Here is a 19,507-nt window from a genome sequence, read left to right on the forward strand (position 1 = left end):
ACTTTCCGTGGAGCCTGCGGTCTCGCGCCGTTCACGGCTCGCTCCGCTCACCGTTCACGTGTAACGTGGAGCCGGCGGCACCACGCTCAAAACGAAGCCTTTTGCATCGCGCCCGCAGAACAGAGTGGCAATGAATCGCTACACCGTAGGGAGGTGGCAGGCGTGACCCGCGGCTTCACCGAGATAACTGTCGTCGGCGACGACGACACAGGACTCATCGCGGAGGTCACCTCGCTCCTCTTCGAGCGCGGCATCAACATCGAGGATTTGGACCAGGCGGTCCGCGACGGCGTCTTCCGGATGACGATGCACGTCGACACCGCCGACATGGTGACGACCGAGGAGAAACTCCGCGAGGACCTCACCGAACTCGGCGACGAGTTGGGCGTCGACGTACAGGTCCGGTTCCCCGCCGACCGCGAGACCCAGTCCATCGCCGTCCTCGTCACGAAGGAATCGCACTGTCTGGAGGCGCTGTTCGAGGCGTGGGCCAACGGCGATTTGGGTGCGGACATCGAGGTGGTCATCGGCAACCACAGCGACCTCGAACCGCTGGCGAAGAAGTACGACGTGCCGTTCCACGACATCGGCGACGAGAAGGGCACGCCCGACGAAGAGCACTTGCTCGAACTGCTCGCGGAGTACGACGCCGACCTCATCGCACTGGCTCGCTACATGCGCATCCTCTCGCCAGACGTGGTGTTTCGCTACGAGAGCCGTATCATCAACGTCCATCCGAGTCTGCTCCCCGCGTTTCCCGGCGCGTCGGCGTACATGCAGGCCATCGAGGAGGGCGTCCGCATCGCCGGCGTCACCGCTCACTACGTGACGACTGACTTGGATCAGGGTCCCATCATCACCCAGCGAGCGTTCAACGTCCCCGACGACGCCACCGAAGAGGAACTCCAGCAACTCGGCCAACCGCTCGAAGCTGAGGCGCTCATCGAGGCCATCAAACTCCACCTCAACGACGAGGTGACGGTCCACCGCGGCCGGACGAAACTCCGCGACCCCGAGGAGACCGACGTGCAACTCGGCGCGCCCGAGACGCTCGACGACGAGAACCCGGATCGCCCCATCGACGGACTCGGCGAGTTCGTAGCTGGCGACGAGGCGGAGTCAGAAGCTGAGGCAGACGATTAAGCCATGGAAGACGCGCGATAGCGCGTGTCTGACTCCTTCGTCGGCTATCTCATTGAAGCGGACGACTAGCGAGGGTCTGCCCTTCGGTCAGACCCTCGGAACGTCGAACGGGGAGCGAAGTGACCCGTGAGACGCACGATTCGAGCGGAGCGAGACTCACGACAATGCGAGCGACAGTCCACGGAAGCCGCTGCCTGCCGGACGGAAGCTGGCGGCTAACACGGCTCTCACGCTCTTTGTACGGGAGGTCAGAGACCGTAGACGACGCGTTACAATACCCGAACAGCGGCGACTGTCGCCAACCGTGTCACCGACGACCGACCGCTACCGAACCGGTATCGTTCCGCTCGACAGAGAACTCGGCGGCGGGATTCCGGTAGGGAGCATCGTCGCGCTCACCGCGCAGCCGGCCAGCCAGTCCGAACTGCTCCTCTACGGACTTGCCTCGGAACAGCAGACTCTATATCTAACCGCTGAACGGACGACACTATCGGTACGGACGGCCATCGAGGACAGCGGCTGCGACCTCACGCGCATCAACGTCCACGCGGTGGACCGCGACACCCCGCTGACGGACGCCCTCGAATACGTCCGGCGATTCGACTCGGCGTCGGTCGTCGTCGTCGACCCGATGGATGTCATCGAGCGACGTGACCCGGCACAGCTCAGGGAGTTTCTCGTCACGCTCCGCGGTCGCTTGCTCGAAACCGGTAGCGTCGCCGTCTTGCACTGTCTCGACGGCCGGGACGTGCCCGACCAGCGCGACCGGACGACCTACATGGCCGATATCGTCTTTGATCTGCAGACATGCGTGGATGGCGACACGGTCGAGAATTGGCTGTCGGTCCCAAAGTTTCGCGGTGGCCCGGCGCTGACCGAAGCGATGCGACTGGAACTCACAGAGCGAATCGTGGTCGATACGAGCCGTGATATCGCCTAGAAGTCTCGGACAGCGTCGACGGCTTCGGGGAGGGGCGGGGCGTCGAAGATATCGCCGCCGACGTAGGCGTTCGTCCCGGCGCAGTAGAGATCTCGGACGGCCGCGACGACGGAATCGTCGAGGTGTTCGGGCGAGCGCTCACAGAGGGACTTCCAGTCGGCGACGTTCTCCTCGTTCGCTCGGCGCTTGGCGTCGCTGACGGCGTCCACCCATTCGGGCTGGGTGTGTTTGTGGTACTGGCGGACGACCTCCTTCGAGACCTGCTGGCCGTCGTAGGAGAAGCGGTTCTCGTCGAAGGTGCCGACGACATCGGCGACGCGGACCTGTCCCTCGTGATAGAGGCACTCTATCTTCCCGTCCTCGTGGACGAGGTCGGCATCGGCGGCGTGGTCGGTGACGATGTGGTTGACCGCGAGAGCGAGTTCGGCCAGTTGGTCGATGTCCGCCGCACCGGCGATGCGGTCGGCCTCCTCGCGGTCGAGATAGCGGTCCTGCTCCTCGTACTTCGTGGAGAACTCGACGATGGGTTCGTCTAAGTCGACGGGTTCGACGGGCCACTCGTCGTACTCCAGTCCGTGGTCGCTCGGCTCCGTGCGCGAACGCAGGGAGGAGCCGACAGGGACGCGGTTGCGGAAGACGACCTCCAGCGGAACGAGGTAGTTCTGCCCGGCGGCGTCGTGGAACGCCTCGTAGTCGTAGGTCCCGTCCTCGAAAGGGAGGTCGGGCACCTGCGTCAGCGAGATGACCATCTCCGCCGGGACTTCGCCGGTCGACAGTGCCTCGCCGAGGTCTAACACGTCGTTGCTGTCGCCAACGCGGACGCCCTCGTAGTGGGTCGGGATGTGGTTCTCCTCTAGCAGTTGGAAGTTGAACGCCCCCATCGCACAGAGTGAGGCCCCCTTCTGTGGAATCTGGTCCGGCATCTTCCCCCAGTCGAACACCGAGTAGTCGTCCGTGAACACGAACGCCCCGCGGCCGAGGTCTGTGGCTGTTGCGGGTTCGTCTATGCGGAACTCCTTGACGCTCGTCATTGGCGTCGCTTCGCGTGGGGGGACAAAGACGTTTTCACTTGCGACTGCTCGGTGAGGACTGTCGAGACCGCCCGGCCAGTCCCGGCGTCGGCGGGACCGCTCGCTTGTGCGCCGTCTGTTGGTACATCCTCACCAGTCGTTCGGCTGTCTCCAGGCCGAGGTCCAACCCCTCTGCGGCGGCCTTCATCGGGAGGCCTCGGTCGACGAGCCGTCCGAGAAACGGATCGATGGTCTCGTAGGGCGCACCGAGGTCGTCGGCGTCGGTCTGAGCGGGGTAGTCGCCGGCGGTCGGTTCCGCCTTGACGATGCGCTCGGGGACGCCGAGGTGTTCGGCGAGATCCCGAACCTCCGTCTTGTAGAGGTCCCCCAGCGGGCACAGGTCCGCAGCACCGTCGCCGTACTTCGTGAGGTAGCCCAACAGGAGTTCCGAGCGGTTCGACGTGCCGAGGACGAGGCGGTTCGTCCGGTTGGCGGCGTAGTACGCACACACCATCCGGAAGCGGGCGACGACGTTGCCGAGCGCGCGGTCGACCGTCGGCGTCGTCTCGTCCGTCTCGTCCGGATCGAGTAGTGGGGCGACGCTCTGGTCGAACTGGTGGAGCAGCGGTCGGAGGTGAACGCGCTCGAAGTCGATACCGAGGTGATCTGCGATCGCACCGGCCTCCATCGCGGCCGAGGCGTCGGTCTTGTGACAGGGCAGGGCGAGGCCGAGGACGCGGTCGCTTCCCAGCGCTTCGACGGCCAGCGCCGCCGTCACCGTCGAATCGAGGCCGCCGCTCATGGCGACGACGACGCCCGCTGCGTTCGCCGTTTCGACCCGTTCACGGACGAACGCGACGAGCGCCGACTCGACGGCCGTCGGATCGTCCATCCGTGTCGGTATGTAAGTGCCGGGATACTGCATATCTTCGCCCTGAATCGAACAGCTGTTTTCTTCCATAGATAAGACAGACCGAACGGTGACATATACGACTAGTCCTTAAACAATTGATTGACTATCCCTGTGTGCCAATGTGTTGGTATCCCGTCACACAGAGAAACGACTTTGTTACCGACGACATAGCGCCGACCACATGAGCGCGAATCTGCTCGTCGAGGGGATCGTTATCCTGTTGGCGACGGGGGCGATATGGAAAGGGAGTGACTGGCTGGAGACGGCGAGCGAACGGCTGGCGACGTACTACGGTCTCCCACAGGTCGTCCAGGGAGCTATCGTCGTCGCCATCGGTTCGAGCTTTCCGGAACTGGCGAGCGTCGTCGTCGCGGCACTTAGAGAGTCGCTTGCGCTCGGTGTCGGGGCCATCGTCGGGTCGGCGATATTCAACGTCCTCGTCATCCCGGCAGTGGCGGGCATCGCCACCGACGACTACATCGAGTCCAACCGGACGCTGGTGTACAAAGAGGCCCAGTTCTACATGCTCGCCGTCTCGGTGTTGCTCATCACGTTCGCACTGGCGGTCATCTACTATCCCGTCGAGGGGACGCTCTCGGGGTCGGTCACGCGGCCGCTCGCGCTCATCCCGCTGGCGCTATACGGCCTCTATATCTTCATCCAGTATCAGGACACGACAGAACACGAAGCCGACGAGGCCGACGCCGAAGGGATCGCCGTTGGCCGCCAATGGCTCTTCTTGCTCGCGGGGCTGGCGGTCATCCTCGTCGCCGTCGAGCGACTCGTCCACTCGATTCGGTTGATCGGCGAGTCGTTCGGCGTCCCAGGCTTCTTACTTGGCGTGACCATCCTCGCCGCCACGACGAGTCTACCGGATACGCTCGTCAGCGTGCGTGCGGCCCGCGATGACCGGGGCGTCGCGTCGCTGGCGAACGTCCTCGGGTCGAACACGTTCGACCTGCTGGTGGCTATTCCGGCTGGCGTACTCATTGCCGGCGCAGCACCCATCGACTTCGCCATGGCGGTGCCGATGTTCGGCATCCTCACCGCGGCGACTATCTTGCTGTTCACCGTCCTCCGGACGGATCTCGAACTGAGCGATACCGAGTCCTACGCCTTGCTGGGCGCGTACGTCCTGTTTGTCGCGTGGGTGGTCGCCGAGACAGCCGGAATCGTCGTCGGTATCTTGCCGTCGGGGTGACGGCGAGACGCGCTTCGAATCGGAGTAAATTGCTGCCGCTCTCGCCGCCGACCCACACGCTTTTGGCCGTCGTCACCGTCCGATAGGGCAATGTCGGACGCCTTCGACGCGGCACAGCAGAGCGGCGAGGAATTCGACTTCGCCCACCAACCGACGACCGACCAGTCCTTCGAGAACGCGCTGGCCAAGGCCCGGAACGGTGAACGCCTGACAGTCGACGACGGCGTCGAACTCATCACGACCGGGACAGACCGGGCGGGTCTCGACGACCAGCGCAAGGAACTGGTCCTCGAAGCGGCCGACCGGCGGCGCGCCGAGGTGGTCGGCGAGGAGGTGACGTTCGTCGCCAACCTCAACAACAACGTGACGACGGCCTGCAACACGGGCTGTCTGTTCTGTAACTTCAAGGACCGCTCCGAGCAGTTCCGCAGCGACTATCAGGAGGAACACGGCGGATTCACGAAGACACCCCAGGAATCGCGTGAGATCGTCGCCGACGCCGTCGAACGCGGCATCTACGAAGTCACGTCCGTCTCCGGTCTCCACCCGGCACTCGCACTGGACGACGAGCACCTGGAGATACTGGAGACGAGCGAACGGGGCGACCTGAACTACCGGCCCGCGAGCGAGTACGATACCGATCCGGGGACCTACACGGAGCAGATTCGCGCGATGAGCGTCGACGGCGTCCACGTCCACTCGATGACGCCCGAGGAAGCGTACCACGCCCGCCGCGGGACGGAGTGGTCCTACGAGGCGGTGTTCGAACGGCTACAAGACGCCGGTCTCGACAGCGTCCCCGGCACCGCCGCCGAAATTCTCGTCGACGAAGTCAGAGACGTCATCTGCCCGGGTAAGATCGACAGCGGCGAGTGGGTCGAAGCGATGGAAGCGGCCGCGAACGTCGGCCTCGACACGACGGCGACCATCATGTACGGCCACGTCGAGAACGCGAAACACCGCGTCATGCACCTCCGGACGATACGAGAGTTACAGGACCGGACCGGCGCGATTACGGAGTTCGTCCCGCTCTCGTTTATCCACCAAGAGACGCCGCTGTACGAACGGGGGATGATCGAGGGCGGAGCCACCACCGACGAAGACGAGTTGATGATCGCCGTCTCGCGGCTTTTCCTGGACAACGTCGAGCACGTCCAGTCCTCGTGGGTGAAATACGGCGACGAACAGGGACTGAAGATGCTCAACTGCGGTGCGGACGACTTTATGGGAACGATCCTCTCAGAGGAGATTACCAAACGTGCCGGCGGCGGCTACGGGGAGTTCCGGTCGGTTCGGGAGTACGTCGACATGATAACCGCGCTCGGCCGGACGCCTGTCGAGCGCTCGACGGACTATCGGCAGCGCCGAACGGTCGACGCGGATTCCGATGTCGTGGGACCGACGCTCGGTCCCAAAGCGGACGGGACGCCGCTGTTGGAGTGACTGTGGCGTCGTCGTCACTCCGGTGAACCGTTCTCGACGGCAGAACCGAGTCGGCCACTGACTAGTCGTGACCGACTCGAAACGGCGTCGTACCCGGGAAAGCTGTCAGAGGCATGTCCCAGGTATGCAAAATATTGGAGGCGGAGCCGGTATATATGTACAACCTAGATGGCTAGGCGGCCCCTGTCGTACGCGTCGTGGTCCGTTTTCGCTCTCATTTCGGCGGTGTACCTGACGTGTCAGCCGGGTTCTCGCCCCGGGCGAGTATCGACCGAAATCGCTCGCCGGCCGGGGTGTCGGCTTCGACGGCGTCCTCGATTGGGTCCGAGAGCCAGCCGTCGTCGACGAAGTGCGCGTACACCGGCAGGCGCTCGACGAGCGGCACGTCGGCGGCGTCGGCGACGGCTTCTAACTCCCGAAGGGCGGGCCACTCGTACTCGGGATTGATGTGGTCGACCGTCACCGGTGAGACGCCACCGAGATCGTCGATGCCGCAGTCGGTCAGCTCGCGGGCCGGCGCGAGGTTCGGCGGCACCTGTACCGAGATGTCGTCGGGGAGGCCCGCACGGGCCATCGCGGTCACGCGGCGCATCGTTCCCAGGTCTGGCGAACCACCCTGCCAGCGCTCGTTCTCGGCGACGGGCTGGACGATGACCTCCTGAATATGACCGTAGCGTTCGTGCATCTCGGCGATGGCCAGCAGGCTCTTCGCCCGGTCGGGCCACCCCTCGCCGATGCCGACGAGGATGCCGGTCGTGAAGGGGACGCCGAGTTCGCCCGCGGTTCGGATAGTCGCCAGGCGCTGTCCGGGGTTCTTCGCGCGCGGGCCGCCGTGGGCCTGCACGTCAGCCGTCGTCTCCAGCATCACGCCCATCGAGGCGTTCAGGTCCGCGACGGTCGCCATCTGCTCGCGGGTCTGGTCGCCAGGGTTAGCGTGAGGGAGCAGCCCCTCTTCGAGTGCGATTTCACAGGCTTCGCGGAGGTACTCGTGAATCGTGTCGTGGCCGTACTCGGCCAGTTGGTCGTACATCGCCGTGTAGCGGTCGTCGGGGTCGTCGCCGAAGGTAAAGAGCGCCTCCGTACACCCGGCGTCGGCCCCTCGCCGACACGTCTCGCGGATCTCCTCGGGAGACATGAGGTCGGCCTGTCCGGGCGGGTCGTAGTAGGTGCAGTAGGTACAGGTGTATCGGCAGGCGGTCGTCAGCGGGACGAACACGTTCCGGCAGTACGAGAGCTCGTCGGCGCGTTGGACGTTCGCCGGCCTCGCCGTCAGCAGGCGCTCGACGTCCGCGTCGGCGATGGCAAGGTCGATGTCGTACTCGTCGGCCCCGGGAATCACGTACGCCGTTCGACGCTCCGCGGTGAAAAGCGTTCACTCACGCTCGACGCCGACGCGCCCGTCGTCGAGAGCGAGTTCGAACCCGGCGTCGGCGAGCCACTCGCTGGCCGCGGCGTCGCCGTGTAATAGCACCTCCGCGAGGTCCGCCGGTTCGTCGATGTCCGTCGCCAGTAGGCGGGAGTCCACCTCCGTGAGGTCGGCCCCGACCTCCGCGGCGATACGGCGGTGGTCCCGAATCGACGCGCCGTGGTAGTCCACGTAGAAGTCGGGATGGCGACAGACGAAGGCGTTCGTCCCGCCGCCCAGGCCGGGCGCGAGTACCACGTCGGCGTCGGGTGCGAACAAGCGCTCGACCGTTTCGGGCGTAATCAGGGGTAAGTCGGCCATCACCACGGCGAGCGCCTCCTCGGTGAGCAGGTCGTTGACGAGGGCGTCTAGTCCGCGATCGTCGACCGTCACCGGCGCGTCACACTCTATCGGTGCCGTCGAGACGACCTCGGGGTCGTAGCCCGCGCCGTCGAGGGCAGCGAGCACGTCGGTGAGCATCGCCTTCGTGAACTCGCGGCGCTCGTCAGGGGACAGAACGGGAGAAAGTCGCGTCTTCGGGTCGGACCCCGAGACGGGGACGACGACACGCATTACAGTTTGCTGTAGTCGTCGCCCTGGGTCTTCGTGTACAGGACGTAGCCGCCACCGAGGAGGACGAGGAGCGCGACCAGCCCACCGCCGGCCAGCAGCAGCGTCTTTGTGGTCTGCTGGCTCTGCTCGGCCTCCTGGGCCGTGGATTCGGCGTCCTCGGCGAGATTCTGTGCGTTCTCGAAGTTGTCGTTCTCGTAGGAGGAGATGGCGCTCTCGATGAGGTTTTCGGCCTCCTGGTTCCCACCGGCATTGTCGACGGCCTGCTGGGCGCTATCGATTGCCTGTCGCGCCTCTCTACTCTCTTTCGTGTAGTGGTGGGCCGTGTCGTTCCGGAACGTCTCCTCGTTGTTCCCGCTCACGCGCGTGAGTTCGGCGACGGTGTACTGCTGTGGCGGTTCGTAGGTGTAGTTCTCGACGGCCGGCGTCGTTCCGGAGAGTTGCACCCGAACCTCGTCGCCGTTGTTGTCGATGTCGAGCGCCTTGGTGAAGTTCTGGCCGCCGTAGGTCGTCTGATCGACCTGGCTGCCGGCCCGAAGCACCGTCACGGTCCAGCTCACGTCCTGCAATTCCGTCTGGCCGCGGAGCGTCCACTGGTTCGACGTCCCGGTGAACGGGTCGTCGACCGTGTACGTGACCGATACTTCGTCGCCGACGGCGGTCTCTCCGGGGACGCCCTCTGCGGAGACGGAGAAGGCGCTCGCGGTGCCAGCGAAGGCGAGAAGCCCCACTACGCACAGGAGGACGGCGGCGCCCTTAGAATAGCGGATCGAGTTCATCCTCATCGTCTTCGACCAAGTCCTGCAAGTTTCCGTCGCTCTGTTCACGGATATCGTCGATGTTGTCCTGGGCCTCGATGGCGACCTGCTGGAGCTCCTTGATGCGCGGGACGTTGTGGACGCCCGCCAGCAGGATGGACGCGGCGACCTTCGGGGAGTTCGTCGGGTAGTCCCCGCCGCGGACCTCCATCGAACCCGTCTGCTCCTCTAGCCACTTCCGGCCGCGCTCTATCCCTTTCCGATTCAGGTGCGCCGGCGGTCCGGCCATCACGAGGAGCGCGCGCTCTGCGCCCTCAATCTCACAGGGCAGTGTCAGTCGACCGAGCGCCGCCTTCCGGACGAGCGACGTGATTCGGTTGGTCGTGTTCGCCGTATCCAGCCCGTCGTCGCCGCCGTCGTCGCCGGTGAACCGGGAGAGGAGCCCCCCGCCGCCGCTGGACGTGATGTCGACGTCTTCGGAGGCGTATCCCACCGTCGAGACGCCGCCGCCGTCGAGCGTGTTGATGATCTCGGATGAGTCGACGACGCTCTCTGCGATGTTGTCGCCGGCCTCGACTTCGCCGGCCCCGAAGAGGACGCCGAATCGACGGACGATCTCCTCGTTGATGTGGTCGTAGCCGCCCTCGACGGACTCGCCGGTCTTTCGCCAGGCGTCGTTGTCGAAGACCATGAGGTTGTCCACCTCGCGGACGAACGTCTGGAACGAGCGCGCGGCGTTCAGCGTGTAGATGCCGCCCTCGTCGCTCCCCGGCAGGACGCCAAGGCCGTAGACGGGCTCGGTGTAGATGCGCTTGAGGTGCTTCGAGATGACCGGCGACCCGCCGGACCCGGTCCCACCGCCGAGACCCGCGACGACGAGGAACGCATCGACCTCGTGGACGGGGATGTTGTCGATGGCCCCCTGCACCTCGTCGATGTCCTCTTCGGCGATTTCCGCGCCGAGTTCGTTGTCTGCGCCCACGCCGTGGCCCTTGACGCGGGCCTGGCCGATGAGCACTCGATTCTCCTCCGGGATGTGTTCCAGTCCGAGCAGGTCTGCTTTCGCCGTGTTGACCGCCACAGCAGAGCGGACGATTCCCGAGTCCGTGTTCCGATCGTACTCGAGGAATTTGTCCACGATTTTGCCGCCGGCCTGCCCGAAGCCGATCATCGCGAGTTTCATGATTAGGTCTTCCGCTTAAAAGGGGTAAGTAGGATAGTGCCTATAAGTTTTTTCCCCAAATATCACCGCTGAAAGTCTGAATCAGGAATGAAAACACACCGATTAGACGGTGAGAACGGGCGCTAGCCGCGCTACGAGAGCAGTATCTCGGCGACTCGGCGTGTCGATGAAACTGGTGCCTGTGGCCTAATATTCAAACTGCTGAAACTTTGTTTCCGCGGGCGTCGTTCCGACCTACCGCCGTACCCCGAGGTAGTCACCGAACGTCCGGAACTCACTCACGTCGTAGCCGAACGCGTCGACGTCGTTGTCGCCGGGCGTGTTGTCGAAGTCTAGCCCCTCGTACTGGTCGCTGCCCATCGGGAACCCGAGGCTCCCCAACACCGGAAGTCCGACCTTCGCCAGTTCCATCGGGAGCGGGACGATGGTGATGGATTTGCCCTCGCTCTCGTAGACGAGTTCCGTCGCCTCCCGAAGCGAGAGGACTTCGGGGCCGCCGATTTCGTATATCTCGCCGACGTACTCCTCACCGTCCAGCACATCAGCCAGTATCGGGACGAAGTCCTCGACCCAGACGAGTTGGAAGTGCGCCTTCTGCCCGCCGCCGGGCAGGGGATACAGCGGCACGCCGGGGGCGAAGATCTGCTTGAGCCGTTTGGTGAAGTAGACGAACTCGTCGCCCTCGCCGAAGACGATAGAGGGCCGGAAAATCGTCCAGTCGAGGTCTGAACGTTTGACCGCTTCTTCGGCCTTTCCCTTCGCTCGCAGGTAGTGTGTCGGCCCGTTCGGGTCCGCCCCCAGCGCGCTCATCTGGATGTATCTGGAGACACCGTGTTCCTCGGCGGCCCGCACCGCGTTCTTCGTCCCACCGAGGTGGACCACCTCGTGCATCTCGTTACCGCCGTCGGGTTTGAACAGCGGCGTCAGTGCGGGAAGGAAGAAAACGGCGTCCTGTCCCTCGAATGCACCTTCGATGCTGTTGTAGTCGGTAACGTCGCCCTCCTTTCGGGTGACGCCCGTCGGCAGGTCGGCGTCGTGGGGGTTCCGCGACAGCGCGGTGACCTCGTGGTCTCGATCGTCGAGTTCCCGACACAGATACTGTCCGACGAAGCCAGTTCCGCCGACGACAAGTACGTCCATACCCGAACGCTCGCCCGGCCGCCTCCTAAAGGTACGCCGCAACCAGTTTGGGAGTCCGCGGCGGGAGGGGTCTGAGGGGGTCCGAGTCGCTTACGTGCCCCCGTGCCGACGCTCGGATATGCTCGTCACGCTCGAAGGACTCGACGGGAGCGGGAAGACCACGGTCTGGGAGCGGCTACGGGCCGACGACGCCCTGCCGACCGACGCGACGTTCACCCGCGAGCCAACCGATAGCTGGTACGGCGAGGCCGTCCAGCGTTCTATCGACGACGCCGACGCCGACTCGGTAGCCGAACTGTTCCTCTACACCGCCGACCACGCCGCCCACCTCGCTGAGACGGTTCGTCCCGGGCTCGAAGATGGCGGACTGGTCGTCTCCGACCGATACTCCGACTCGCGCTACGCCTATCAGGGCGCGACGCTCGCCGAGACCGACTGGTTCGAGGACCCGCTGGCGTACGTCCGCGAGATCCACGCCCCGTGGACGCGCCCGCCGGACCTGACGGTGTATCTCGACCTCGACCCCGAGACAGCGGCTCGACGCAGCGGTGCCACCAACAAGTTCGAGACAGCCGACTATCTGGCCGGCGTCCGTGAGAACTACGACCGTCTCCGAGCGGACGACCCCGAGCGGTTCGTCACGGTCGACGCGACGACCGAACCGGACGACGTGTACGACCGCGTCCGGACGGCCATCGTCGAGCGTCTCTGAACTCAGTTCGTCGACGTCGGGAGTTCGACATCGTCCGGCGCGGGCATCCAGATGTAGTCGAAGGTCATCCCGATCGCCAGCGGTACCACGATCGTGAGGAAGACGACGAACCCCGGGCCAAGCGTGAGGTCGCCGCCGAACCCGAGCGTCGCCAACACCATGAACAGGACGAACATGGCGACCGGACAGAGTAGTATCGAGTAGAGCAGGCCGCCCCAGCGGGTGTTCATCCGAACCCGGAAAAAGCGGGTCATGAGTGCCGTCACGGCGCTGTTTACCAGCACGATGACGAGCAAGCCGACGAGTCCCACGACGCTGACCATACAGTCGCTACGACGGCGATGCTCTTTGCGGTGTCGGAACCGACTCACTCCAGACAGATGTACGTCCGCGTGTCGGCGACGCCCTCTAAGTCTCGCACGCGCGTCGCCACCGACTGCATCACGTCGTACACCTCCGGCCCGCTCGCCTCCGCGATGATGTCGTACTGTCCGGCGACGATGTGCGCCTCGGTGATGCCTTCGGACTGACGGACGGCTTCGAGGAGTTCGTCGGACTTGCCTGCCACCGTCTTGACCATGATGAACGCCGTGACCATACTGTGCGATGATGTACCATGCCACCAAAAAGTTTCCCGCGTTCGCCCCTCGCCATCGGTCCGCCCGCCGGGATACTTTTATTCATCCCCGTGTCTTACGGCTTGACATGCGATTTGTTATCGTGGGTGCAGGCCGCGTCGGCCTCCGAACCGCGCGCGTACTGCAAGAGAGCGGACACCACGTCGTCCTCATCGAACAGGACGAAGGAGCCGTCGAGCGGGCCCAGACCGCTGGTTTCGAGGTCATCGAGGGCGACGGTGCCATCGAGGAGACGCTGTCGCTCGCCGACCTCGACTCGGCCGACGCGGTCGGCGCACTCACCGGCGACCTGAACGACAACTTCGTCGCCTGCATGATCGGCAAACAGCACGGCTGTCGAACCGTCATGCGTATCGACGAAGACTACCGCGAGGAGATCTACCGCCGCTACGCCGGTGACGTCGACGAGGTCATCTACCCCGAACGACTCGGTGCGATCGCCGCAAAGAACGCGCTCTTAGGCGGGAACATCCGCGCTGTCGCGGACGTGGCACAGAACCTCCAGCTCGTCGAGTTCACCATTACGGACGCCTCGCCGATGAACGGTTACTCGCTTTCGGAACTGGAACTGCCCGCCAACGCCCGGCTCCTCGCCCACGGGAAGGGCAAGGCCGCACTGACGATTCCAGACGCAGACGAGACGCTCGAAGAGGGCGACCACATCGTCGTCCTCGCCGACTTCGACACCCTCGGCGACGTCCGAAGCATCGTCGCCGGTGAATCCGGCCGCGCGACTGCACTCGGAGGTGCCTGATATGGTCACTGCCTACGTCATGGTCAAAGCTCACACCGGCGACGCGGACCGCCTGAAAGACGAAATCGAAGCTATCGACGGCGTCCGTGAAGCCCACATCGTCGCCGGCGACGTCGACCTCATCGCCAAGGTAAACGTGGACACGCCCGCGGAGGTCAAAGACGTCGCCGCGACCCACATTCAGGACATCAAGGGCGTCGAGAGCACGCAGACGTACATCGCTATGGACTGATTTTCACTTCGCGCTCGCAGTGAAACGGCGGCGAGGCCGCCGTATGCTATCGTCTACAGCGGCGTGCCGCCGCGGGTCCCCTCGCTGCCGCCGGAACTCGCCGAGTTCATCAGTTCGGCGACGGTGCCGACGTAGTCGTAGCCGGGGACGATTCCCTCGACGTAGGTGCCCTCGACGTACTCGACGAACGCCTTCGCCACGTCGGCGGCCTGCCGTTCGCCGCCGAGGCTGAACCGGTAGGTGACGACGACTTCCTCGCCGTCGCGTTCGACCGCGTACTCGTCGAGTTCGACGGCGACGCGCGTCGCCTTGGGCGCGTCTTCGAGACGGCGCTCCAGCGTGTCGAACCAACCATCACAGACGGCCGGCCCCACGTCGTCGGCCGTCGCGGCCTGTAACGTCGGCGCTCGAACCGTCACCGCGTAGTTCGTCTCCCACGTCTCGCCCTCGCTCGCGGTCACGCGACCGTCGAAACGAGTCGTCTTGATGGCGTACCCCTCGTCGCTCCCGGCGAACTGCTCGCGGCTCTCGAAGGCGTTGGCAACGTCCGGTGGAACGTCGGTCATTGGGACTCTATAGCCGTCTGAGCCGGAAAAGCGCGTCGCCTCGTCGAGTCGTCGCCGATTCGCACTCTCACGTCCGTTGTTCCTGATCGATGTCTCGGAACTCGAAGCGCGCGCCGCCGGCTTCGCTCTCGTTCACTGTTACCTCCCAGCCGTACGCGGTCGCTAACTCGCTGACGAACGCTAGTCCCAGTCCGGACCCGCCCCCGTCGGCCGCAGTCGTATAGCCCGCCTCGAACACGGTGTCGCGTTCGTCAGGCGGGATGCCCGTCCCGTCGTCTTCGACGTAGAACCCGGTCGGGAGTTCGCCCACCGTGACGGTGATGTCCCGACCCCCGTGCTGGAGCGCGTTGTCGAAGAGGTTTCGAAGGAGGTGTCTGAGGTACGTCTCGTCGGCCGCGACCGTGTAGTCGCCATCGGTCTCGAGGGTCCCGCTGGTCGTGTCGATCTCCTCCCAGACGTCCCGTGCGACGGGTACGAGCTGGAGAGCCGTTGGGTCGCTGACCGCTTCCTCTCCCCGAGTTAGCACCAGCATGATGTTGATCATGTCTTCGATACGGTCGAACGCTTCGATGACGTACTCGACCGCGTCCGAGTCTGACTTCGAGGAGAGCTGTTGTCCGTAAATCTGCCCGACCGCAACTGGATTTCGGAGCTCGTGGGCGAGCATGCTGGCGAAGCTCTCCAGTCGTTCGTTCGACTGCTCCAGTTGCCGTTGATACGCTCGCCGGTCGGTGATATCCTGTGACAGCCCCAGCGCCGCGAAGATGTCACCGTCGTCGTCACGAACCGGATGGAAGTGAAACTGGTACGTCTCCTCGCCGACAGACTCTTCGAACGTGGATATCTCGCCGTCGAGTGCTGCTCGGTAGTGGGGAACGACGACGTCTGCCAGTTCCGATGGCAACGCGTCCCGGAGCAGTTCCCCTTCCAACTCAGTTCTCGTCACACCGGAGTCCCCCTCCGGCGTCCCACCGAACGTGACGTATCGGAGGTCCCGGTCCACCAACGCGACGGCGCCGTTCGGGAAGTTCTCGACCAGCGTCCGGTACCAGGACCGATGCTCTTCGAGTTCGCGTTCGCGTTCCTTCTGCGTCGTGATATCTGAAATGATGCCTTCCAGCACCACCAGTTCGCCGTCGTCGTCGAAGATGCCGCGTCCGTGACTCCTGACCCACCGTCGCTCGCCATCGACGGTCTCGATGCGGTAGGTGATGGAGAACGGTTCGCGGTCGGTGACAGCGGTCTGAATCCCCTCCCAGACGGCTTCGCGGTCGGCGTCGACGATAACGTCCTCACCCCACGCGACATCGCCGCGTTCGAGCGCGTCGGGCGCGTAGCCGGTGAGGTCACGGCAGGCGTCGCTGACGAACTCCACCGGCCACCCGCGCTCGTTCCAGCACCGATACACCATCCCCGGGACGTTCTCCATCAGTCGCGAGAGCTGTTCCTCTCGCTCTTGAAGCGCCCGTGTCTGCGCTTTCCGTTCGGAGATGTCACGGAAGTACACTGACAGGCCGGTCTCTGATGGATACGCGTTGATCTCGTACCACGCGTCGAGTGGTTCGGGATAGTAAAATTCGAAGACGGTTGGCTCTTGTCTCTCCATCGCGGCGTGGTACTCCTCGCCCAACTTCGAGTCGGCCGCCCACTCGAACACCTCCCAGATGTTTTCACCGACCAGTCCTTCGCCTCGATAGTCGATGAGAGCCTCCGCGCGCTCGTTGACGTACGTGAACCGCCACTCGGTGTCAAGTGCGTAGAACCCGTCCGAAATCCGACTGAAGACGTCTCGTAGCTCCGTCGTGAGATGATCGTGTTTCGCCTCGTCGGTCAGCATCTCCTCGATTTCACCGAGAGACCGACTCTCCGTCGTGGGTCGCCACCACACTCGCTCTCCCTCTCCGACGGCTTTACTGCGGAGCTCGCCTCGGTCGGCCAGTTCTTCGAGCCGGTTCCGGGCAGTGTCGCGGCGACATCCGAGATGGTCGGCAATCTCGCCCGCCGTCACTGGTTCCCGAGCCGCCCCTGCGGCGTCACAGGCACCGAGTACGTCGTCGGGCGTGATTCGGCCGGAACTCATTTTCCTGCTTTCCGCGCGTGAGGGTTAAAAGTCCGTTGCAGGCCCTGAGCGGGGAACGGCTATCGCACAGTCGTCCCGTCATCCCCAAGACTGCGTCTGCGGCCGACACGACTGCAGTAGCTCTCATGTTCGTTCGAGTCGAAAAATGCGAGGGATGGGATTCGAACCCGAAGCAAATCCTCGATACGCTCGGATTTCCGTGATTCGGATCCATCCAGACGATTCGACGCGGCGCGGAGTTGCGCCGCGCACTCATGCGAGGGATGGGATTCGAACCCATGGACCCCTACGGGAGCGGGTCTTAAGCCCACCGCCATTGGCCAGGCTAGGCGACCCTCGCGCACTCCCCTCTCCACACCGAGAGGGAAAACGGGTTTCGATTACCAGTCGACAGAGAGGGTGCCGTCGCCGTGGGGGTCGGGGGCAATCTCCTCGTTGGTGCGGCGGTCGACGACGTGGATGACGCCGCGGTCTTTCTTCGCCGGGCAGACCTCGGCGGCTCTGACGTTGTGGTCGAGTTCGTCCTCGCCGAAGAAGTACGTCTCGGGCGTGGCGATGCCGGTGTCGAGATCCAGCGACCAGTTTTCGGAGACCTCGGCGCACTTGCCCGCGCCGAAGCACTTGTTGGCCTCGAAGATGAGTTTGTAGGGCTTCTCCTCGACGGGCGGGCCGCCCTGCTCGCCGATCTCGCTCGGGTCGACTGGCTCGTCGGCCTCTGTCATGTCACGCGGTTCGTCTCGAACGACCTTTCGACTGTCGATTTCGCGTCGGTAAACGGGTCACCCGCTCCAGCCGCCCGCGACGTCGTCGGTAATGCGACTCCGCCAGGTGCCGAAGGCCGCTTCGCAGTCTGGTGCCTCTTCGATGTGTGCGACGAAGCCTGCTCCCGGCGAGTCCAGCGCGTCGTCACAGAACGGACAGCGGTTCGGGTCGCTCCACGTCTCGGTAGTGGACATACACGATAGTCCCCGTCGGTGATATATAAATTTCAGCTGGTAAGACGTATATTACTCATTATGGGATTATATGCCACTAATATGTATACGAGAGATTGTGACATGCCCCGTGGAGAAGCCGTTGAGAGAGCTTTGTCGCGATAGAACAGCCATACACGGCTCACTACCCCTCTCTATACATCCTATTATTCATTCGCCAATATTATAACAACCCTCATATACCGCGAGTAGCTCTCATCCGGTAATGGCAACGCACCAGCGAACCGCGGTCGAATCGTACCGATGCCCCGAATGTAGCGACGTACTTGCACTGGCGGACTCACCCTGTGAGTGTGGATACGTCCCGCGACGGAGCGCCGACTGAATCTCGGCGTCTCAGACGAACGGGGCGTCTCGCCCCGCATCACCATCCTCACTCCAGCGTCCGCACGTCGTCACCGACCGCTATCACCTTTTCTCGGTCTGCTTCCGGAACGCGAGCGATGAGCATCAGCGTATAGAAGTGGTCGAACGCGTCGCGATTGGCCCAGTCGGGGAACGTCTCGCGGCGGCGTTCGACGAATCGCTCGCGGAACTCGGGCGTCGGCTCGCCGGTGTCTGGGTCTCGCTCGGGGACGACACAGCGACCACACGGAGTGACGCCCTCGATGCGAACGTCGCCGGCCTCGAATGCGGGTGCGGCTTCGCCGACGAAACGGTCCTCCCAGAAGGCTTCGACACCGCCTACCTCGACGTTCGCGCGGAGGCGACGGCGTGCCCCATCGATAGTCACGTCGTCGAACCACGACGCGACCGTTTCGAGGGTCGCAGTGCTGATGACCGACGGCCCCATCTCACGGCGGTCGACGTGGCCGAGGGTGGTGTCCCGTGTCAGCGTCACGTCCAGACCAAACACCTCGCCGAACCAGTCGGCGGCGCGCTGGCGGCCGGACCCGGTCGCGAGTTCGAATCGCTCGGTACCGATGTCCGGGACACTCACGTCCAGAGTTCGCGTTTCGGGGTCGTAGGAGCTCTCGACGTCGTGGACGCGGTCGGTCCGCTTGCCGTTGACGACGTCGCCGTCGGCGTCCAGTAACGCGAACTCGCGGTCGTGCGCGAGCGTCCCGCCCGAGAGCACGCGTGACTGTTCTACGTCACGACCGGCCAGCGCCTTCACTGGGTAGACGGTGAGTCGCTCGATGTGTGCCACTGACGGGTCGAAGGCCCGCCGCGATGATAGCAGTTACTCTTTTCGCGGTATCTCAGCGGCTGATCTCGACTGATTCGAGGAGAATCTCGGCAGTCGGCGCGTCGTTCATGTCCGTGTCGGCGTTGGCGATGGACTCGACGACGTCCATGCCGTCGACGACCTTACCGAAGACGGCGTGTTTGCCGTCGAGATGTGGCTGGGCATCGAGCGTGATGAAGAACTGCGAGCCGTTCGTGTCGGGGCCGCGGTTGGCCATGCTGACGACGCCCGCGCCGTCGTGTGAGAGGTCGTCGTCGAACTCGTCGTCGAATGTGTAGCCGGGACCGCCGCGGCCGGTCCCCGTCGGGTCGCCCATCTGGACCATGAAGTCGTCGATGATGCGGTGAATCTCGATGTCCGTATAGAGCGGGTCGATGCGCTTCTCGCCGGAGTCGGGGTCCTCCCACGCGCCGGTGCCCGGGCCGACCTCCGCCTCGTCGTAGTCGTCTGCGCCCTCGGCGAGGCCGACGAAGTTCTCGACGGTGTTGGGAACCTCGTCCTCGAACAGTTCGATCTCGATATCGCCCTCGGTGGTGTGTAGCGTCGCGGTCAGGTCGCTCATACCCGGCCGGACGAAAGCACGGCAGAAAAGCCTGCCCCTCACCGCTCGGGAAGTCGTCGCATCGGCCGATGGG

The 19,507-nt window shown here is 64.2% G+C and carries 22 protein-coding genes and 1 tRNA gene; 7 read left to right on the top strand and 16 right to left on the bottom strand.

Annotated features, from left to right (window positions below):
• The first annotated feature begins 162 nt into the window (after window positions 1–162).
• Window positions 163–1,143, top strand: a complete 981-nt coding sequence (locus tag E4S61_RS12440; RefSeq protein WP_135304254.1) for a formyltetrahydrofolate deformylase — start codon at window positions 163–165, stop codon at window positions 1,141–1,143.
• Window positions 1,144–1,447: 304 nt separating this feature from the next.
• Window positions 1,448–2,083 carry an RAD55 family ATPase gene (locus tag E4S61_RS12445; protein ID WP_135304255.1) on the top strand — a complete coding sequence of 212 codons (636 nt, stop codon included), beginning with the start codon at window positions 1,448–1,450 and terminating at the stop codon, window positions 2,081–2,083.
• Here E4S61_RS12445 and E4S61_RS12450 read toward each other — a convergent pair.
• Both E4S61_RS12450 and E4S61_RS12455 read right to left on the bottom strand, forming a co-directional pair.
• On the bottom strand, window positions 2,080–3,114 hold the full coding sequence (locus E4S61_RS12450; RefSeq protein WP_135304256.1) for a phosphoribosylaminoimidazolesuccinocarboxamide synthase: 1,035 nt from the start codon (window positions 3,112–3,114) through the stop codon (window positions 2,080–2,082). The genes E4S61_RS12445 and E4S61_RS12450 overlap by 4 nt on opposite strands.
• A gap of 34 nt (window positions 3,115–3,148) precedes the next feature.
• The gene (locus tag E4S61_RS12455; protein ID WP_135304257.1) at window positions 3,149–4,054 is read right to left on the bottom strand and encodes an NAD+ synthase; all 906 of its coding nucleotides are present in this window, start codon (window positions 4,052–4,054) and stop codon (window positions 3,149–3,151) included.
• 133 nt (window positions 4,055–4,187) lie between these two features.
• On the opposite strand from E4S61_RS12455, the gene E4S61_RS12460 reads away from it, so the two are divergent.
• Window positions 4,188–5,207 (top strand): sodium:calcium antiporter, encoded by a 1,020-nt coding sequence (locus tag E4S61_RS12460; protein WP_135304258.1) that lies wholly within the window; start codon window positions 4,188–4,190, stop codon window positions 5,205–5,207.
• A 90-nt stretch (window positions 5,208–5,297) separates the two neighbouring features.
• A complete protein-coding gene (gene cofH, locus E4S61_RS12465) occupies window positions 5,298–6,650 on the top strand; it encodes a 7,8-didemethyl-8-hydroxy-5-deazariboflavin synthase subunit CofH (RefSeq protein ID WP_135304259.1) in 1,353 nt (450 codons plus the stop codon).
• A gap of 214 nt (window positions 6,651–6,864) precedes the next feature.
• On the opposite strand, the gene cofG is transcribed toward cofH, so the two are convergent.
• The 5 genes from cofG to E4S61_RS12490 all read right to left on the bottom strand — a co-directional run bounded on the left by cofG (window position 6,865) and on the right by E4S61_RS12490 (window position 11,706).
• A complete protein-coding gene (cofG, locus tag E4S61_RS12470; RefSeq protein WP_135304260.1) occupies window positions 6,865–7,989 on the bottom strand; it encodes a 7,8-didemethyl-8-hydroxy-5-deazariboflavin synthase subunit CofG in 1,125 nt (374 codons plus the stop codon).
• 33 nt (window positions 7,990–8,022) lie between these two features.
• Entirely contained in the window at window positions 8,023–8,628 is a 606-nt protein-coding gene (gene cofC / locus E4S61_RS12475; protein WP_135304261.1) for a 2-phospho-L-lactate guanylyltransferase, read from the bottom strand.
• Window positions 8,628–9,410: a hypothetical protein gene (locus tag E4S61_RS12480; protein WP_245180714.1), complete on the bottom strand. Its 783-nt coding sequence runs from the start codon at window positions 9,408–9,410 to the stop codon at window positions 8,628–8,630. Before E4S61_RS12480 ends, cofC begins: the two co-directional genes overlap by 1 nt.
• Window positions 9,382–10,566, bottom strand: a complete 1,185-nt coding sequence (locus tag E4S61_RS12485) for a tubulin/FtsZ family protein (RefSeq protein ID WP_135304262.1) — start codon at window positions 10,564–10,566, stop codon at window positions 9,382–9,384. The genes E4S61_RS12480 and E4S61_RS12485 overlap by 29 nt, the downstream gene beginning before the upstream one ends.
• 234 nt (window positions 10,567–10,800) lie before the next feature.
• A complete protein-coding gene (locus tag E4S61_RS12490) occupies window positions 10,801–11,706 on the bottom strand; it encodes a complex I NDUFA9 subunit family protein (RefSeq protein WP_135304263.1) in 906 nt (301 codons plus the stop codon).
• Window positions 11,707–11,824: 118 nt separating this feature from the next.
• Here E4S61_RS12490 and tmk point away from each other — a divergent pair, with 118 nt between their 5' ends.
• Window positions 11,825–12,418 (top strand): dTMP kinase, encoded by a 594-nt coding sequence (gene tmk / locus E4S61_RS12495; RefSeq protein WP_135304264.1) that lies wholly within the window; start codon window positions 11,825–11,827, stop codon window positions 12,416–12,418.
• 2 nt (window positions 12,419–12,420) lie between these two features.
• Here tmk and E4S61_RS12500 read toward each other — a convergent pair whose 3' ends face one another.
• Together E4S61_RS12500 and E4S61_RS12505 are read right to left on the bottom strand one after the other, a co-directional pair.
• Window positions 12,421–12,741, bottom strand: a complete 321-nt coding sequence (locus E4S61_RS12500; protein ID WP_135304265.1) for a hypothetical protein — start codon at window positions 12,739–12,741, stop codon at window positions 12,421–12,423.
• 44 nt (window positions 12,742–12,785) lie between these two features.
• Entirely contained in the window at window positions 12,786–13,016 is a 231-nt protein-coding gene (locus tag E4S61_RS12505) for an Lrp/AsnC family transcriptional regulator (protein ID WP_135304266.1), read from the bottom strand.
• Between the two features lie 107 nt (window positions 13,017–13,123).
• Between E4S61_RS12505 and E4S61_RS12510 the strand changes: the two genes are divergently transcribed.
• Window positions 13,124–13,810, top strand: a complete 687-nt coding sequence (locus E4S61_RS12510) for a potassium channel family protein (RefSeq protein WP_135304267.1) — start codon at window positions 13,124–13,126, stop codon at window positions 13,808–13,810.
• A gap of 1 nt (window position 13,811) precedes the next feature.
• Window positions 13,812–14,042: an Lrp/AsnC family transcriptional regulator gene (locus E4S61_RS12515; RefSeq protein WP_135304268.1), complete on the top strand. Its 231-nt coding sequence runs from the start codon at window positions 13,812–13,814 to the stop codon at window positions 14,040–14,042.
• 53 nt (window positions 14,043–14,095) lie between these two features.
• Here the strand turns inward: E4S61_RS12515 and E4S61_RS12520 are convergent, their stop codons facing one another.
• From E4S61_RS12520 to E4S61_RS12545, 7 genes are all read right to left on the bottom strand, one after another.
• Window positions 14,096–14,608, bottom strand: a complete 513-nt coding sequence (locus tag E4S61_RS12520; RefSeq protein ID WP_135304269.1) for a DUF5813 family protein — start codon at window positions 14,606–14,608, stop codon at window positions 14,096–14,098.
• A 67-nt stretch (window positions 14,609–14,675) separates the two neighbouring features.
• Window positions 14,676–16,688, bottom strand: a complete 2,013-nt coding sequence (locus tag E4S61_RS12525) for a PAS domain S-box protein (RefSeq protein ID WP_135304270.1) — start codon at window positions 16,686–16,688, stop codon at window positions 14,676–14,678.
• A gap of 255 nt (window positions 16,689–16,943) precedes the next feature.
• Window positions 16,944–17,028, bottom strand: a tRNA-Leu gene (locus E4S61_RS12530).
• A 40-nt stretch (window positions 17,029–17,068) separates the two neighbouring features.
• A complete protein-coding gene (locus E4S61_RS12535) occupies window positions 17,069–17,410 on the bottom strand; it encodes a ferredoxin (RefSeq protein ID WP_135304271.1) in 342 nt (113 codons plus the stop codon).
• Window positions 17,411–17,467: 57 nt separating this feature from the next.
• The gene (locus E4S61_RS25435) at window positions 17,468–17,644 is read right to left on the bottom strand and encodes a DUF7501 family protein (RefSeq protein ID WP_167768490.1); all 177 of its coding nucleotides are present in this window, start codon (window positions 17,642–17,644) and stop codon (window positions 17,468–17,470) included.
• A gap of 412 nt (window positions 17,645–18,056) precedes the next feature.
• Window positions 18,057–18,833, bottom strand: coding sequence for an MOSC domain-containing protein (locus tag E4S61_RS12540; protein ID WP_135304272.1), 777 nt, complete (start codon window positions 18,831–18,833; stop codon window positions 18,057–18,059).
• A 52-nt stretch (window positions 18,834–18,885) separates the two neighbouring features.
• On the bottom strand, window positions 18,886–19,434 hold the full coding sequence (locus E4S61_RS12545; RefSeq protein WP_135304273.1) for a peptidylprolyl isomerase: 549 nt from the start codon (window positions 19,432–19,434) through the stop codon (window positions 18,886–18,888).
• Between the last annotated feature and the right edge of the window lie 73 nt (window positions 19,435–19,507).

The organism is Haloarcula amylovorans, assembly GCF_004681185.1.
GTDB classification, from domain to species: Archaea; Halobacteriota; Halobacteria; order Halobacteriales; family Haloarculaceae; genus Haloarcula; species Haloarcula amylovorans.